Below are 17190 nucleotides of genomic sequence, written 5' to 3'. Positions count from 1 at the left end.
CTCCTCATTGATTGCAACGGACCATAACGTTCGTAGTACCGTGGGGACGACGAAGCGTTTGTTCCGCACCGCATTGCTCTCTAACCGATGAGCAGCGACTGGCAAAACGGCAACCGATTGTTTCGCTGTCAAGAGAAGGAACTTGCCCACCAATCGCAGGAAGGAGAGTTTTGCGCGCTCTGCCCACGTAGCCAGGCTGAGACGAAATCAGGCCCCGAGTGTAGGGATGCCTAGGTTGCTCCAGCAACTCGTTCGCAGGGCCATGTTCGACCAGTTCACCGGCGTACATGACCTGGACGTGATCGGCATAGGCACTAACCAAACCAATATCATGGGATACCAGCATCATGGCCATGCCTTTTTCATCCCGAAGACGCAAGAGCAGATCCATGATCTGCCACTGGGTAGTGGAGTCAAGCGCGGTAGTCGGTTCGTCGGCAATTAGGAGCGCTGGCTTTAGCGCTAGCGCCATAGCGATCATCACCCGCTGTGCCATCCCGCCAGAGAGCTCGTGCGGATAGGCCTCGGCGCGCGCCGCTGGACGCAGAATGCCGACTTGGTCAAGAAGCGCCAGCAACGTCTCGCGAACTGTAGCCCGAGAAGCTTCCTGATCGGCCAGCCACAAGGCCTCCGCCAACTGCGTGCCTATCGTCATTACCGGGTTCAAAGAACCCATCGGATTCTGGAAGATCATCGCCGCGCAACGTCCGCGTACTTTCCTCCAGTCGCCAGCTCCTGACAGTGCGAGTAGATTTCGGCCGCACAAATCGAGGCGCTCGGCCGATACTTCAGCCCCTGCCGGCAATAGTCCCATTAGTGCGAGATTGGTCAGGCTTTTGCCGCATCCGGACTCACCTACAATGCCCAGGGTCTCGCCTGCGGCGACGGTGAAACTGAGATCGCGAACCACGTTGCGCATCTGACCTGCCAGTGGCAGGCGAATGCAAAGCTTCTCCACCGAAACGATCATCGTCTGCCCCCCAACCGAGGATCAAGGAGATCCTGCAATGCATCGCCAAGCAGGTTGAAACTGATCACAGTCAGGAAGATACACAGCCCAGGGAATAACATTAGTTGAGGTTCGGAAGCAATGAAGGCGCGCGAGTCGGCCAACATTGCGCCCCACTCTGCGGTGGGCGGCTGTGCACCAAGCCCCAGGAAACCGAGGGCGGCAATCTCCAAGATCGCGTCGCTGAACCCCAGTGAGGCCTGGACGATTATCGCCCCCCAACAGTTGGGCAACACCTCACTCCAGATAATTCGTTGCGTCGATGCGCCACAAGTTCGTGCGGCCGAGATGTACTGCTTCTGCATTTCCGCAAGCGCTACCGCACGAACGATCCTTACGAAACGAGGCATGGAGACAAGGGCCACGGCGAACATCGCATTAACTAGCCCAGGTCCAAGTACCGCAACTATTACGATTGCTAGCAAGATGCTAGGCAACGACATAATCACATCGACGAGGCGCGTAATAGCCCGATCAACCGCACCGCCAAAGCAGGCGGCGTAGAGACCAAGCAGCGCACCGACAGTGCAGGAAATAAATACCACCACTACGCCGATAGCCAACGAACTGCGCGCACCATAGACCAGCCGTGCAAGCTGATCGCGCCCCAGGTCGTCGGTACCTAGAACGCCGCCATTGCCGCCCAGCCAGTTCGGGGCTGAAAGTAGGTCGTCGCTCATCTCATAGGGTTCTAGCCCAAACAGAACCGGACCGAACAGGCAGAACGCAATAATCATTAAGATCGTCAGCAGACCAAGGGATCCAGAACTATTTAGAGAAAAGGGAAACAATGGCAAGACATTGCGCATCTCAGCTCCTCATTTTCGGATTGGCCATGCGATAGAGCCGGTCAACTGCCCGGTTTGTCACGATCACTAACACCCCTATTAACAGGATGCAGCCTTGGATTACTGGATAATCACGGGCGTTAACGCTACTGACAACGTAGTTGCCGATACCTGGCCACCCGAAGATAGACTCGGTAAGAATGGCGCCCGCTATGGCAGCACTGACGAAGAACAGACCGCCTACTGTGATGATCGGCAGCAAAGCATTCTTCAACGCATGCTTCCAGATAACCTGCCGCTCGGCCAATCCCTTGGCGCGCGCGGTTCGGATATAGTCTTCGCCGAGAACGTAAAGCATGCTGCTGCGAGTGATCCTAGCGAACACCGCCAACGGTACCGCCGCCATGGTTAAAGACGGCAAAATGAGGTGATGCAACGCGCTGAAGAACGCAGCCAGGCCATAGGCCCGAAAAACATCGGGGAATACAGTGTCGATTAACAGGAAGCCGCTCCTAACGGGAACCTCATACTCGATTCCAAGACGACCGGATACAGGGGTCCAGCCTAGCAAGACTGAAACCAATAGGATGAGCACCAAGCCCAGCCAGAAAATCGGCATCGAATAGCCGACCAGAGAAACCATTGTTACCAATCGATCAAACCAAGTGTCGTGCTTGACAGCGGCGAGTACTCCCGCTGGCACACCGACTATGAGAGCAACCGCTATCGCTGCGAAACCCAGTTCCATAGTCGCTGGCCACCTCGATAAGATTTCGGAAAGCACCGTGCGACCGCTGACCACGGATGTGCCCAAGTCGCCAAGCAACGCGTTCCCCATGAAGTGCAAATACTGCAGCGGCAGCGCCTCATCGAGTCCGAGGCGCTCGACCATCTGTCTGTACTGAGCTTGGTCTGCGCCGCGTTCGCCAATCATCAGTAGGACCGGATCACCGGGCGCAAAGCGGATCACGAAGAAAGCGATTAGGCTGATGCCGAATAGAGTGGGTAACACTCCGAATAGCCCTTGGGCACGAGCCATCCACCACCTCATTGATCACGCAACGACAGCAGGGAGAAGTAATCCATGTCAAATGGATTCATCTTATATCCTGCCAGCTTCGGACTTAGCACCCTGTACACCTTCGAGTGTGCGATAGGGATTACCGGTACGTCCTGGCTCAATAGTCCTAACGCCCGCTGATAGAGGCTAGCGCGCAACACTTGGTCCGACTCGACACGTGCCTGGCTGATCAACCGATCAAACTCTGCTGAGCAGTAGCGCGAGTTGTTTGAACCGCGGGTGACCGAATCACAACTTAACAGGGTATAGAGGAAGTTGTCGGGATCGCCATTATCTCCGGACCAGCCTAACTGGACCATCTGGTGCTCACCGCGTTTCACCTTGTCCAGATAGGTACCCCAATCGAAGGTCGCAAGCTCCACCCGGATACCCACACGGGCTAGGTCTGCCTGCATCATCTCTCCCATTTTGCGCCCATTAGGATTGTAAGGACGGCTAACGGGCAAGGTCCATAGCGTGGTCTTGAACCCATCGGGATAGCCAGCTTCGGCCAATAGCTTACGCGCCAAAGCGGAATCATAATTATAAGTGGAGACGTTGCGGGTATATGACCATAGGCTGGACGGATAGGGATTAATAGCAACTTCACCGGTCCCTTGATAAACAGCATTGATGTAGTTCTGTTTATTCAGCGCATGGGCAATTGCACGCCTCACCTTTACATCGTTAAACGGCGCCTTTTCTACATTCATCGCCAGGTAGCCGACATTCATTCCCTCAGCCTCATCGAGAACTAGGCGTTTGTCCTTGCGTATTGCGTCAAGGTCGGCCGGTGCCGGCGAAACAGCGATTTGACAGTCACCAGTCTTCATCTTCTGAAGACGAACACTAGGATCGGGAGTGATCGCAAACACCAGATTTTCGATCTTAGCTGGCACTCCCCAATAGCCAGGGTGCGAGGCGAAACGCAGGACACTGTCCTTCTGGTAACTACGATAAAGATAAGGACCTGTGCCGATCGGCAACTGGTCTATCTTATCAGGTGTACCGTGCGCCATTAACTGCTCACCGTACTCAGCAGAGAGAATCGACATGAATGGCATAGCCATGTCTGCCAGGAAAGGCGCCTCCGGCTGGTTAAGAACAATTCGTAGACGATGCTCGTCAAGCTTTTCAACCCGAGCAATCAACTTATCCATACCCATGCCCTGAAAGTACTGATAACTTCCGCCGCCAACGCGGTGGTAGGGATGGCTGGAGTCGAATTGGCGGTTGATCGAGAAAAGCACGTCGTCTGCCGTCAGCTCCCGCGTCGGCGTGAAATAATCCGTCTTCTGAAACTTAACCCCGCGGCGCAGGGTGAATTCATAGACCTTGCGATCCTCGGAAATGGTCCAGCTTTCCGCTAGCGAGGGGACGACATTGGTAGTGCCAGATTCGAAATCGACGAGACGATCGTAGATAGTGGTAGCAGTCGCGTTGCGCGCTGTACCAGACAGAGTGCGCTGCGGGTTTAGTGCCTCTGGACTGCCCTCAGAACAGTAAACCAGCGTCTGCGCGGCTAGCGCTGGCAGTGAAAGCAATCCTGCTATACCGAGGGCCATACGCCTGAATAATCTCATTTTCTTGCCTCCATTACTCGAACCGTAAGAAGCCTTCACGACCACAACCCCAATGAACCATCTGCCTTTATGCCGATGAAGGATGTCTGTGAGACACGATGACCACCACTGCTGTTGCCTAGGATTTCGTGGAAGTTCTGGGTGTTGAAAATAATCAGGTCGCCCACTGTAGGTATAAGGCTTATGCGGTCCTTGCCCTCCAGCACCTCGTAAGGAAAGTAGTAGTCCCCAGCAACCTTCATCGGCTCGTTCTGAGACGTATGAATGGTGTCGTAAATGACGAGCTCGCCTCCGCTGTCCAACTGCGAATAATAGAGATTCCAGGTCATCTGCCGGCTAATCTCAGTCACCGCCCAAGGCTTTAGTATGTGAGTAGGGGCATGATCGACGTGAAGTTTCCCGTGCCCGCGAAAGCTACGGAAAGCACCAGCAAAGTAGCGACCGAAACCGGGCTCTTCGAATATCGCAGCCGGGCGGCCACTTCTTTGAGTGAGCGTCTCGGTGACCATCTTGACCGGATCAATGCTCAGTTTCTCGTAGATGTTGTCGATCACCAATTGGGCTTGTTGCTTTTTTCCAAAATAGACGTCTTTCTGATCGTTCGCCCACTGGTTATGGCAAAGCCCAATGTGATTAACGGGAATCTCTTTAAGGTGGTCGTAGGTGTCAAAACTTAAGGCCACAAGACTCCTCGCGACTTCCTTGCACAATTCAACGGGTAGAAATTCTTTGACAATGATTCCTGGGATCTTAAAATCGAGAAGAAGGTTCATGTTCTCCTCATTCAGCTCGCACAACTCAGACGTAATCCAGTTACCCATTTTTGACGTTCCTTCTTGGTTGTTCGGTTAGAACATTCTGTATTAGTCCTGGACAGGAACAGCTGCAACACTCTGTTCTGGTCGCAGTAAAAGTACGACACACGATAAATAAGCGAACATCAGCAACGCGATGAGGTAAAAATAATTATTACCGAAGAAATCCAATACCAAGCCAAGCAGCGTCGAAAGGAGACTGGCAAACAAGCAACCTAAAGCGAATGAGATGCCGAAGACAGAACCCAGTCGGCTGGCAGGGGCGAAGGCTACGGTACCGGCATAGCCCATCATCCAGAGAAATTCGAAGACCACGATCATCAACGAAAAGCATACTGCGCTAAGTAACGGAGTAGGTGCGCTAACAACGCCGATGTATAACGCAGCAGCGAGCGCTGAGCAGCCTACTGCCAACATCCTAGAGTTGTAAAAAGAGCACTCAAAGAGCCTGAACCTTTTACAAAATAGACTGAATGACCACGAGCCGATTACAATGCCGATGCTTGCCAGCACGTACGATACGGATACTGCTGATACATCAAATCCAAAACGAGACACAGGGAAAATCGGCTGCAGTACGCTGTAGGTACCCTGGAAGAAAGTTGCTGTCAAAGGCATCAATGCAGCGCAAAGGAGTAGACGAGGATCATTGGACAGAGCTTGACGATACTCCCGAAAACGAGCGGCCAAAGAACTATTAGAAACAGCATCTGCCCTGACTAGTTCGGATATTGAGCGAGTTAGCCATATAAGCCCGGCGGAAAGCACGAAAGTAAACGCATCGATCAGCACAACTATTTTGAGGTCGATATAGCTAGCGAAAAAAACTCCCGCCATTGCCGCTAGACCGATGCCTACATGATAGCTGGACTGCAGAAAGGACGCATAGTGAGTTGCCTTTTCTTTAGGAAAAAAAACTCGCGTTGCGATAGTTTTGTTGATGCGGTTAATTTGGTCTACCACGCCACGGATCAGCAGAACCAACACAATAGCCAAATAGTTTTGCCCATCAGCGATGAAAAATATTGGGAGTGTCAGCGCGGCTGATAGCAGATCGAGGAGATACCAGCGTACCCGTGGATCAAGCCCGTGCTCCCAATCACTCCGGAAGAGCACTACCAGGAAGGCAGGCAGCCATTGCAGCGACACGAATAGCGAGGTCAACAGGGCTGAACCAGTCTGTTTATAGACGGCCAGCGCTAAGACGATGTGCAACAGTACCGAACCAGCCGAAGACAATGTAAACGCCGCGCTGCCTAGTAGCAGATTGAGGCGCCCCCGATTGAGCCCGATCATGCCGTTTCCTGCTGTTTTATGGCGGTGCGCTGAGAGGCGAAGTCGATCACTTGGGCCGCGTTGCTCTTGGCCTCTTGCTGATCACGGCCGACGCACATGACCTGCAAGATCCAGCTGTAGTTGGAATGCGTACCGTCGATGCTGTCACCCACCTCATGGTGCAGCCAGACCTCGCGTACAGATGGGAAATTGTGTTTTATCGACTCAACCGAAGGCAGGCTAGCTATCACACCCTCTAATTCACTGACTAGGCATTTCCAAGCCGCGCCTTGGTGCGGCTCATAAAGTGGGCGCTGAGATATCAGACTACCTAAACAGAGTTCGATGCAGTCGCCAACGATTGAGTGGCCGCTGGCTAAGTCCAGCATGATGGAGTGTCCGCTGCCGCCGACTCGAGTGTTCACTTCGACCAAATGGGGGCCGTCGGCGGTGACTATAATCTCGATGTGACTCGGCCCGAAGTTATAACCGATTGCGTCCAGCGCCGAGCACGCTTTAGATTGAATCTCGCGCAAATTTTCGTTAAGTAAAGGGAAGGATGCACCTATCTCAACGCTGCCGTGCACGACATCACGGTCAGATATGCCAACTAATTGATGCTCGCCCGCTGACGTCGTAAGCATCTCCACACTCACCAAGTCACCAGAAAGAAACTCCTCGCCAACAAAGGCCGTGGAAATCCAGTCTTCGGAAATCGTGCTAAGTCGAGCGACTACTGACTCAATATCGGACTTACTGGCGCATAATATCGCGCCAATGCTGGAGTGCCCTTGTACCGGCTTTAGGAAGCAGGGAAATGTCATGGACTCACCAAGCAAGCGTAACTCTTCGACTGTTTCGATACGCACTGCCTTGACGCTATCCACACCTCTCTCTTGCAGAACTTGGCGAAATCGGTGCTTGTCCTGCGCTATAGCAATAGCTTCTGGATCGGCCCCGCGAAGACCAAGATGTGCGCACAACTTGGCTGTGACTGCAGTACGTATCTCTGCAAAGGTCAACAAAGCATCAATTTGGCCTATCTGTTTCTCAATAGCAGCGCGTACTTGTTCGAAGTCGTTGGAGTCGTCTACTGAGACTATCGCATCCGCCAAATCAAGCTTGTATAGAACAGACGCAGGGAACCACTTCCGAAAGCGCTCGACACTATCCGTCACTAATACAGAGCGGTAGCCCGCCTCGTTGCAGTAGCGAATAGCATCCAATCCGCTGAAGTTTGTTTCGATGAAAACGACGGTCTTCATATTGGAGATCTCCGGCGTGAGAGCGGTCAATCAACCGGATTAAGTATCCGGTTGATTGATGCATTACAGCGGGTGTAGGGACGAGGTCAGGCGCAGGAACGCGAATTCGCTTCGAGATTTACCAAGCACGCGCACTGATCCCAGAAACGATGCCAGAAATCGATGCCTTGGTCGAAAGACACGCGAAACTCTTCGCGAGCTCTTTCGGTCTTGCAAAAGCGCAGGAAGTTCGCAATAGAGTGACGGATGTGCTCCGCCTCATCGGCACGGTGTATCTTGAAAAACGGCGTAGCGGCCAACGCTAACTCGCTCGCCTCGTCATAGCAAAGGCTCTGAAACAAAGCCTCAATATTCTCTTCTGCGAAGATCTCAAAACTCAGCAGAAGACCGACAATTCCGTACTGGCTCTTTGTGCCAACCAGCGTCTCGTCCAATACCTTGAGAATCTCCTTGATCGAAGATGGAGACGAACTTGACGCGAGCCTTATGCCTGCCTTATCTAAGGCTTCCAAGAACAACTTCGAATGAATATAGTTCTTGTCATTACCACCCAGCTCATCATAGGCGATCTGGATCAGATGATGCTGCCGCTCAGGGTCGTCAGTCTGCGCCACCGCTTTAGTGATAAAGGTCGGCACATATCGAGTGAAATCGTACCAAGCGGCAGCCATTGTCTCTGCCGCCATAAGCGAGCGATGGACATTCAATATCGCTTGAATATTGGTAAACACATTGCGCTTTTCTGCTTCTGTCATGAAGTACTTGGTCCAGAAAATCACTTCCGGATGATCATGCGCATAGGTGCTCTCCGGAATTAAGTAACGCGGATGGGCCACTATATCATTATGGTTCTCATTCATATTGCATCTCCGTTGCAGATAGTAGGCTGATGACGTAGAGCATTTAGCTCAGCGTAGAAGGCCCAGGTTGCCAGTAAGTTTTGTTACCAACTTCTTGTTACCGATGATCCCAAGTCCTTGGTACTGAATTGCGTCATCTGGCCCATGTGCTAGGACTTCGGTATACTCCTCGTAAGAGCGAGTTGTACGAGTTGCACTGATGAGATCAACGACCATTAGCTCCGGCTCTAACTCGCGCAGCTGTTCCCGCATTTCCTTGAGTAGCTCTGGCGAGCCTTTTAGGATCGGCAATGCGATCGTAGTGATGCCACCGTGTACATGTCCCTGCCAGTCAATAAGGCTTCCGCCCACCATCTGCGGGTAAAGCTTTCCAAAGCTGGCAGCGATAACTGCGGCAGTATTAGCGATGACCCCAAGTGGCAACGTTTCGTCGATGATAATGACGCACTTTTTATCGAGCATGCATTTTCCTCACGAAATCGTATCGATTTTTATCGTCGGGATCGTATTTGAGCCGCCGACAGTTCAGAACTCTACAGGGGAAAGCGCCGCAGATTAATGGGGTATTATTTAAAGATACTTTTGATTTTTACTTATACGTACATGTACCAATGAGCCGGGCGGATCCTGGATTTTTGGGCAATCCGGGTTTCCAGCTCCCGGATTTTCTGCTGCTCGGGCGTCAGGGCTTTGCTCTGAGGGGTTACGCCATTACGTTCCTGCTGAAGCTGATGGACCCAGCGACGCAGCGCAGACTCGACAACGCCCAGCGAGCGGGAGGCGTCAATGTGGCTATAGCCTTGATCGAGCACGAGACCTGCGGCCTCGCGGTTGAATTCAGCGAAAAAGGTACGGCTGTTATCGCTGATGCAGAATTGACCCATCGGGGATGCAGACAAAAACTTGGACTAGTTATGCCGCGAAGCCCAGGCTCTCATGATACTCAACGGGACTGAGAGCGCCGAGGGAAATCTTAATGCGTTTCTCGTTGTACCAGCGGATGTATGAGTCAAGGGCTTGAATGAACTGCTCGATGCTCGTTGACTGCCAGTTGCGAGGATAGAACAGCTCCGTTTTCAGCCGGCCGAAGAAGCCTTCACAAGCCGCGTTATCAGGTGAGCAGCCCTTGCGCGACATCGACCGAATCAGCTTCGCATCAGCGATGCGAGATAACCAGCCGGGCCAGCGGTAGTGCGCGCCACGATCGGAGTGAACCACAGGCCGTTTATCGATGCCGGCCACCGTTTCGACAGCGGCATCCAGCATCGTGTTCACGAGCTCGGCGTCGGGACGCGTGCCGATCGACCAACTGATAACCTTCCCATCGAAGCAGTCGATGACTGGAGACAGGTACACCTTGCCGGCCGGGATCTGGAACTCCGAGATGTCAGTCAGCCATTTCTCATTCGGAGCAACAGCTGTGAAGTCCCGGTTGACGAGATCTTCCGGCGCGGGACTGATCTCCCCGAGGTAGGAACCGTATCGACGCCGTTTTGGCTTGGCGACGACCAGGCACTCCTGCTTCATCAAACGCTGCACCACCTTCTCTGACAAACGCACGCGCTGCCGGCTCAGCGAAGCCCTCATCCGTCGGTAGCCATAGCAGCGATGATTGCGCTCGAAGATGTCTGCCATGGCACGACGCACTTCGGTGTATTTTTCCGCCACCTGCATTCGGGCTCGATGGTAGAAATAGGAACTTCGGGCCAAGCCCAGCGCTTCAAGCAACTCTGACAAGGAGTATGTCTGCCTCAGGGCATCAGCCAGCAATGTCTTCTCCCGGTTGGTCAGTATCTGCTGGTGGATGCCCGTATCTTTTTTTATGAGTTCATTCGCCTTCATCAACAGGTCGTGTTCAAGCTGCAGACGGCGCACGTCGAGCCTGAGAGATTCGAGTTGTCGTTCCAACTCTTCTCGCTCCGATGACGATGGGGCGTCTAGTCGGCGTTTCATGGATGCAGATACCTCTGGGCCGAGTAGCTGGTTTTTCCAGTTGTACAAGGTCGGCCTACATACGCCTAGTTTTTCAGCCAGGGCTTTCGCACTTTCTTTTCGCGTGCACAGCGCGATGACCGCTGCATGCTTCATCGCTGGCGGGCGGGCCAACCCGTCAGATCGGCCAACGACACGCGTATGCAACTCGGGGTGCAATTCGTAAATCCAGGCACGCAACGAATCCCGTGCCGGGTAGCCCAGCGCCGTGACGGTAGCGGCGATGCTGCGACCGTGTTCGAGATAGTACTCGACAGCCTTTTCCCTTTGGGCCAATGAGTACTTCGACTTCGAGGTCTTGTAGCCACGCGCCAGGTCGAGGCATCGCTCATACTCTGCATGCCAGCTCTTTAAAGAGTTCTTCGTCGGGTAGCCCAGCTGACGAATCGTCACCCCGATGCGTTTACCCACTTTTATGTAGAGTTCGACCGCTCGGATGCGGTCTTCGTATGAATACATGAACTACCTCCAGGTAGTCCAAGTTTTCCGCCGCATCCCCAGCTTAGCTATTTAATCAAAAATACACAACTCACCCGACTACCAATCACCACGCCACTCCTCAGCAAACTCACTTTCTCGAGTCAAACCTACCAATTCGCCCAGTCGATAAATAACATCCAACAATGACTCCCGCTCCACTGTTTCAATGTCTTCCTCGAAAGAGTTTAGCCTGACTATGCAGCGTTTAAACATGGGGAGTGCGCCTTTGCCGAAGCTTGAGCATGGCAAAGCTTCAAGATTTCGTACCAACTCCGATATTACCGGCCTAATCCTCTTCAGGACCTCCTCGTCCCCATCCAGCAGATCTAGCTGTCGATGTAAAGCAGCTGCGTCTATAGCGTCCATGGGAAATCTCCTTGAAATGCTCAACGTGACGGTTGCGGCGGTTTGATATCAGAAAACAGAAACACCTTGGTCTCATCCCAGTTAACACCAGTTTCATAATAAACCTTTAATCTGTTTAAAACTCTTTCAGGGCTTCCAGCCATCCCACATGACTCATAGTCATAAATTAACTGTAAATCCTTATCTATTGTTAGCGAGGACTGCACCGTCTCAGCACCAATATTAGTATATCCATCAGCAAGGTCAATCAAGTTGGCTCCATTATTGCCGGACGCACCAAAAACCGGAGACAACATCCGCCTTCTTATTGGACGACTGTTAACTACAACATCACTAGACATCTGCCCCGAAAATATACCTTTGAGGTTTTTTGTAGATACAAAAATACAAAAAATTATTTTCTCTTTGTTTAAATCTACCTCGCCCCAATTTTCATTACTTCTGAACACATCAAAGAACTCCATCAGATAATTTATTCTCATCTGCGCAAGCGTGAACAAATTGTCGCCGACCTTAACACTGAGAACCTGGTTCTCTTCCCACTTTAAACTTTTCAACATGCTACTCCTTTGGTACCACTAGATTTAGCCCCACCTGCTCTATTCTCATCAGCCGCGGCAAGGTATCTATCTCTATTGGGATTGTTCTTGCCTACTGGGTTCTGCTTATTCGAAGTGCCTTCCAAGCCATTCTTATCTTCAAATATCCGTTGTTCTAGGCCACGAGCAGTATCTTTTCCAGACTGCCCATCCCCAACGAAGATTGGAACCGGGTCATAATCAAAATGTGCAGTGCTGGAATATATATATTCCAATACATCTTGAGCAGCATGTCCTAAACCTGGCTTGCTCGCATAGCCGATGTAAGGCTTACCATTTTTTATCCCCTCGTAGGTAATGTGGGTAGCGTTCGCAGGATTACCGGCCCACCCTAGTGGATCGAGCCACCCCAAAGGATTTACGGCATATTGGTACAGGTTGGCACCGCCGAGAATACTTATCGGATCCTGCGTAATAAACCGCCCAACCTGCGGATCGTAATACCGAAAAGTATTGTAGTGCAGCCCCGTTTCGTCGTCGAAGTACTGCCCCTGAAACCTCAGGTTCTGCTCAACCTCGTTCACCGCCAGCGTTTCGATGGAACCCCACGCCTTGTACGTCGCCTGCCAGACGATCTGGCCCTCGACATCGGTCATTTCCAACGGCGTACCAATCTGGTCAGTATGGAAGTAGTAAAGCTTCTGCTCTTCCCCTTCGCTTTGATCAACGCGGGCCAACGGCGCATAGCTGCCCGGCTCGTAGATGTACAGGCTGCTTTGTTGCGGGCTTTCCTCGCGCAGCATCCTCAGGCCTTGCCAGAGGAAATTCTTGTGCTCGGTTTTGCCGTCTTTTATTGAGGTCTTGCCGATCCGTCGACCAAGGCCGTCGTAGCGATACGTGCCGATACTTTCAAGCTTGCTGTTAACCAGCGTCTCGGCTTTGACCAGGCGGTTTTCGCAGTCGTAACTGAAGGTCTGCAGGGTGGTCAGGCCGATGCGTTTCTCGATCAGGTTGCCCCATGGGTCGTAGCTGTATTCCTGATCGCGCCATTGCTTGATGCGGTTGTCTTTGACGTGGTCGAACTGGCTGGTGTTGAAGTTCAAACGGTTGGCTGCGGCGTCGTAGCGAAATTCTTCGCTGTCGACGAGTTGGCCGGTGTCGCGGCTGTGCAGTTGGCCGTTGGCTTCATATTCATATTTGATTTCGCCGCGCAGTTTGTCGAGGGTGCGGGTCAGTTCGCCGGCCGGGTCGTATTGGTAGCGGCGATGGATCGGGTTGTAGGCGTGTTCCACCAGCAGGCTGGTGTTGATGCCGGGGTTGTGCACTCCGGAGAGTTTGTCCATCTGCAGGTTGGAGGCGAACTGCCACGTCTTGCGGTCCATGGCGTCGTAACCAAAACAACTGGTGAGCTTGCCCTGGGTGCGATAGACCTCGCGGTGCAGGTCGTCGCGTTCCATGTCGCTGATTAACTGCCCGTCGAGGTTCAACTGGTGCAGGTGACCGCTGCAGTAATACAGGTGATTGAGGTGCTGGCCTGTAGGCAGCGTCAGCGTGGTCAGGTTGCTGAGCGGATCGTAGTCGCAGGCCTGGGCGCGGTTCGTTAAGCTCCGCGGCTATAAATTGCTCGCATACCGAGCAAAGACAAAATGGCAAGGTGGTTGAGCCAAAAATTGGCAACCACCGCACCCTCTAAATTATTAAAGAACGCTGGCTTACGTTAATGCTGCCAGTATTAAGGATTGGCTGATGCGAAAAATCTTAAGCGCCTCCAACATCCTTAAATACCACACTCCACCTCCCGAAACTTGAGTCCTTTGAGTCCTTTGGATTCAACAGAATCTTTAAACAACTGATTAACAAACAAGCTCTGCGGGCTTTCAGCGATACGAAATATAGCTTCAGTGCAATCTGCAGAGAGTTTCAGAACCGGTTTGTAAACAACGTATCCGTTTGGCCCCTTATCGTAATCAGATTTTTCGTAGTCAAAAGCATTTTTCAAAACTGTTGACACGAAAATTGCAACATCATCAGTACGAGGGCTAGATATTCTCAAGCACGGAAGGTCCTGTAAAAAAATCAGTTCATCATAAGCCCTCTTCGACAAAATCAGAACGGGCCTAAAATACGTATAAAAATCTGACGAGGCTTTCTTTTTTTTATCATCAGAATTGTATACAACAGAATACAATTCGCTTTCAGGATCTAAGCTAGCTTCTCTAAAAGCAAGTTCCGTGGCAAATTCCTGCAAGCTTTCAACTTGCTCGCCATCAACCAAAGTTTTGTATTTGTCATCTTGAGTTATAGTATAGATTTTCATATCTCACCCAAATAGCCCGGACCATTGGGCGTCACGAAGACTGGCCAGCAATGTACTCCGAACTTTATCAATAGTTTTCAATACCATCGGTTTCCCACCAGCCTTGTCGGCGTTTACTATCAGCTCGTTCACACTTTCAAAGTATGAGTTTGGATGCTTACCGTTGTGCAATATACCGGGAAGAGCAGGATCAATATTATTTCGATTGGGTAAGAAAACCCCGTTAACTGCATCATCCACATTGATATCATGCTTCGCTAGTACCTTCCTTGCAGGGTTTGCGAGTTTAGATGTATCCCCGACTATATGGTGAGCGGCTGAATTTGCGGGACGAGGGGTTCCGGCTTTTGTCATATTACTGCTTAAAGCCTTTGAACAGAGGCCTAGTGGGTCGACCCAACCGACAGCACTAGGAGCATATCTATAAAGATTATCCCCGCCCGCCAATCCAATCGGATCCTGCGTAATAAACCGCCCAACCTGCGGATCGTAATACCGAAACGTATTGTAGTGCAGCCCCGTTTCGTCGTCGAAATACTGCCCCTGGAACCGCAGGTTCTGCTCAACCTCGTTCACCGCCAGCGTTTCGATTGAACCCCACGCCTTGTACGTCGCCTGCCAGACGATCTGGCCCTCGACGTCGGTCATTTCCAACGGCGTACCAATCTGGTCGGTGTGGAAGTAGTAGAGCTTTTGCTCCTGGCCTTCGCTTTGATCAACGCGGGCTAACGGCGCATAGCTGCCGGGTTCGTAGATGTACAGGCTGCTTTGTTGTGGGCTTTCCTCGCGGAGCATCCTCAGGCCCTGCCAGAGGAAGTTTTTGTGCTGGGTGTTGCCGTCGACTGTTGAGGTCTTGCCGACCCGTCGACCCAAGCTGTCGTAGCGATACGTGCCGACACTTCCAAGCTTGCTGTTAACCAGCGTCTCCGCTTTGACGAGGCGGTTTTCACAGTCGTAGCTGAAGGTCTGCAGCGTGGTCAGGCCGATGCGCTTTTCGACCAGATTGCCCCACGCATCGTAGCTGTATTCCTGATCGCGCCACTGTTTGATGCGGTTGTCTTTGACGTGGTCGAACTGACTGGTGCTGAAGTTCAGGCGGTTGGCCGCAGCGTCGTAGCGGAACTCTTCGCTGTCGACCAGTTGGCCGGTGTCGCGGCTGTGCAACTGGCCGTTGGCTTCGTATTCGTATTTAATTTCGCCGCGCAGTTTGTCGAGGGTGCGGGTCAGTTCGCCGGCCGGGTCGTATTGATAACGGCGGTGGATCGGGTTGTAGGCGTGCTCGACCAACAGACTGGTGTTAATGCCGGTGTTGTGCACCCCGGACAGTTTGTCGGCAGGCAGGTTGGAGGCGAACTGCCAAGCCTTGCGGCCCATGGCGTCGTAGCCAAAACAACTGGTGAGCTTGCCCTGGGTGCGATAGACCTCGCGGTGCAGGTCGTCGCGTTCCATGTCACTGATCAACTGGCCGTCGAGGTTCAGTTGGTGCAGGTGGCCGCTGCCGTAGTACAGGTGATTCAGGTGCTGGCCTGTAGGCAGCGTCAGTGTGGCCAGGTTGCTGAGCGGATCGTATTCGTAGGCCAGGGCGCCCTGGGCCGTCGTCTCTTTGATCAGGCGGCCCAGGAGGTCGTATTCGAAGTTGAGTGTTTCTTCGCTGATGCCAAGAGTCTTGCCGATTGAGCTCGGCAAACGCTCGATGCTGAGCAGCCGATCAGCCTCGTCATAAGCGTAATCCTGACGGGCGTCGCTGTTGACCTTGGCCAGCAGGCGGCCGATGGTGTCGCGTTCAAATTCCGTCGTGCGTTTTGGCCGTTCGGCCCGTTCGCCGTAGCCGGTTTCCTCAACCTGGGTCAGATGACCGCCCACGTTGTAGGCGAAACGTCGGGTCAGGTTGTCGATGCGTTGTTCTTCGATCAACCGATCCGAAGCGTCGTAGCTGAACCGGTAGGCGGCGTTGTTTTCGTTGACCAGTGCGGTCAGGCGAATGGCCTTGTCGTATTCGTAGCTGATCCGCTGCCCTTTCGCATCCTGACGGCTGGCGGGCAAGCCTCTTGCGGTTCTCAACAGCCGGGTGGTCTGGCCTTTGCCGTCGGTGTGCGTCAGCACTTGGCCGAGGGCGTTGTAGGTAAAGCTCTCCGCCGTGCCGTCCGGATGGTCGATGCGCAGCACTTCGCCGTCGGGTTTGCGCTCAAGCCTCGTGGTTTGATTCAGGGCATCGGTGACGGCCACCAGATGGTGGCGCTCGTCGTAGCGGTAATACGTGCTTTTGCCCGAGCAGTCCTGAAAGCGCTCGACCTGAGCCAGGGTGTTCCACCACAGGTACTTGGACTTGTAGTCGGCATCGATGATGGTGTGGGGCAGGCCGTCGTCGCTGTTGAGGTATTCGGTTTTTTGGCCGAGGGCATCGATTTCGGCGATGAGGTTGCCCTTGTCGTCGTACTGAACCTTCCAGACGCTGCCGTCGGGATAGGTCACCTGTGTCACCAGCGTGGTGAGGTGATGATGCTTGTAGCTGATCTTGCGCCCGAGTGGGTCAGTCTCTTCGATCAGGCGTGCGTATTCGTCGTATTTCAGCGTCAGCCTGTTGCCGTCCGGCAGCGTGATGCCGGTCATGTTGCCGTTGTCGTCGAGATCGATGACGTAATGCTCACCGCCAAAATCGCGGCTTGAGGTCACGCGATGATCTTCGTTGTAATGGACCTCCAGCTCGCGGCCCAGCACGTCCGTGGTCCAGGTGGTGCGGGCCTTCAGGTCGTAACGGAAATGGTAATGCTCGCCGTCGCTGGTCCAGTGCTCGTCGCCGAAGTAGAAGAAGATGTTGTCCAGTTCTATAGAAGGTAGTGC

General features: G+C 52.8%; 13 protein-coding genes and 3 pseudogenes. All 16 read right to left on the bottom strand.

Annotated features, from left to right (window positions below; genetic code table 11):
* Nucleotides 1-4: 4 nt before the first annotated feature.
* Entirely contained in the window at nt 5-970 is a 966-nt protein-coding gene (locus tag AWM79_RS13710) for an ABC transporter ATP-binding protein (RefSeq protein ID WP_017132278.1), read from the bottom strand.
* Nucleotides 967-1818, bottom strand: coding sequence for an ABC transporter permease (locus tag AWM79_RS13705; RefSeq protein ID WP_060783076.1), 852 nt, complete (start codon nt 1816-1818; stop codon nt 967-969). The genes AWM79_RS13710 and AWM79_RS13705 overlap by 4 nt, the downstream gene beginning before the upstream one ends.
* Before the next feature lies 1 nt (nt 1819).
* On the bottom strand, nt 1820-2848 hold the full coding sequence (locus AWM79_RS13700) for an ABC transporter permease (RefSeq protein ID WP_026013208.1): 1029 nt from the start codon (nt 2846-2848) through the stop codon (nt 1820-1822).
* Complete coding sequence (locus AWM79_RS13695) at nt 2845-4440, bottom strand: ABC transporter substrate-binding protein (RefSeq protein ID WP_017132275.1); 1596 nt, start codon at nt 4438-4440, stop codon at nt 2845-2847. The genes AWM79_RS13700 and AWM79_RS13695 overlap by 4 nt, the downstream gene beginning before the upstream one ends.
* A gap of 35 nt (nt 4441-4475) precedes the next feature.
* Nucleotides 4476-5261 (bottom strand): 2OG-Fe(II)-dependent halogenase WelO5 family protein, encoded by a 786-nt coding sequence (locus tag AWM79_RS13690; RefSeq protein WP_017132274.1) that lies wholly within the window; start codon nt 5259-5261, stop codon nt 4476-4478.
* Nucleotides 5262-5303: 42 nt separating this feature from the next.
* On the bottom strand, nt 5304-6551 hold the full coding sequence (locus AWM79_RS13685) for an MFS transporter (protein ID WP_060783075.1): 1248 nt from the start codon (nt 6549-6551) through the stop codon (nt 5304-5306).
* Nucleotides 6548-7795, bottom strand: a complete 1248-nt coding sequence (locus AWM79_RS13680; protein ID WP_060783074.1) for an ATP-grasp domain-containing protein — start codon at nt 7793-7795, stop codon at nt 6548-6550. Before AWM79_RS13680 ends, AWM79_RS13685 begins: the two co-directional genes overlap by 4 nt.
* An 86-nt stretch (nt 7796-7881) precedes the next feature.
* On the bottom strand, nt 7882-8655 hold the full coding sequence (locus AWM79_RS13675) for an iron-containing redox enzyme family protein (RefSeq protein WP_017132270.1): 774 nt from the start codon (nt 8653-8655) through the stop codon (nt 7882-7884).
* A 48-nt stretch (nt 8656-8703) separates the two neighbouring features.
* The gene (locus tag AWM79_RS13670; RefSeq protein ID WP_060783073.1) at nt 8704-9117 is read right to left on the bottom strand and encodes a DUF2000 domain-containing protein; all 414 of its coding nucleotides are present in this window, start codon (nt 9115-9117) and stop codon (nt 8704-8706) included.
* A 164-nt stretch (nt 9118-9281) separates the two neighbouring features.
* Nucleotides 9282-9539 (bottom strand): annotated as a pseudogene (locus tag AWM79_RS13665) (transposase); the annotation flags it as partial.
* A gap of 28 nt (nt 9540-9567) precedes the next feature.
* On the bottom strand, nt 9568-11106 hold the full coding sequence (locus AWM79_RS13660) for an IS3 family transposase (protein WP_017132267.1): 1539 nt from the start codon (nt 11104-11106) through the stop codon (nt 9568-9570).
* 78 nt (nt 11107-11184) lie between these two features.
* The gene (locus AWM79_RS13655) at nt 11185-11493 is read right to left on the bottom strand and encodes a hypothetical protein (protein WP_017132266.1); all 309 of its coding nucleotides are present in this window, start codon (nt 11491-11493) and stop codon (nt 11185-11187) included.
* Between the two features lie 20 nt (nt 11494-11513).
* Entirely contained in the window at nt 11514-12053 is a 540-nt protein-coding gene (locus AWM79_RS13650) for a hypothetical protein (protein ID WP_017132265.1), read from the bottom strand.
* A gap of 356 nt (nt 12054-12409) precedes the next feature.
* A pseudogene (locus AWM79_RS13645) lies at nt 12410-13489 on the bottom strand (RHS repeat domain-containing protein); the annotation flags it as partial.
* A gap of 320 nt (nt 13490-13809) precedes the next feature.
* Nucleotides 13810-14349 carry an imm11 family protein gene (locus AWM79_RS13640; protein WP_060783071.1) on the bottom strand — a complete coding sequence of 180 codons (540 nt, stop codon included), beginning with the start codon at nt 14347-14349 and terminating at the stop codon, nt 13810-13812.
* A 3-nt stretch (nt 14350-14352) separates the two neighbouring features.
* Nucleotides 14353-17142 (bottom strand): annotated as a pseudogene (locus AWM79_RS13635) (RHS repeat-associated core domain-containing protein); the annotation flags it as partial.
* Between the last annotated feature and the right edge of the window lie 48 nt (nt 17143-17190).

This window comes from Pseudomonas agarici (assembly GCF_001543125.1).
Classification (GTDB): Bacteria; Pseudomonadota; Gammaproteobacteria; order Pseudomonadales; family Pseudomonadaceae; genus Aquipseudomonas; species Aquipseudomonas agarici.
The sequence above is the reverse complement of the archived record's forward strand: the minus strand, read 5'-3'. Positions and strand labels throughout refer to the sequence as shown.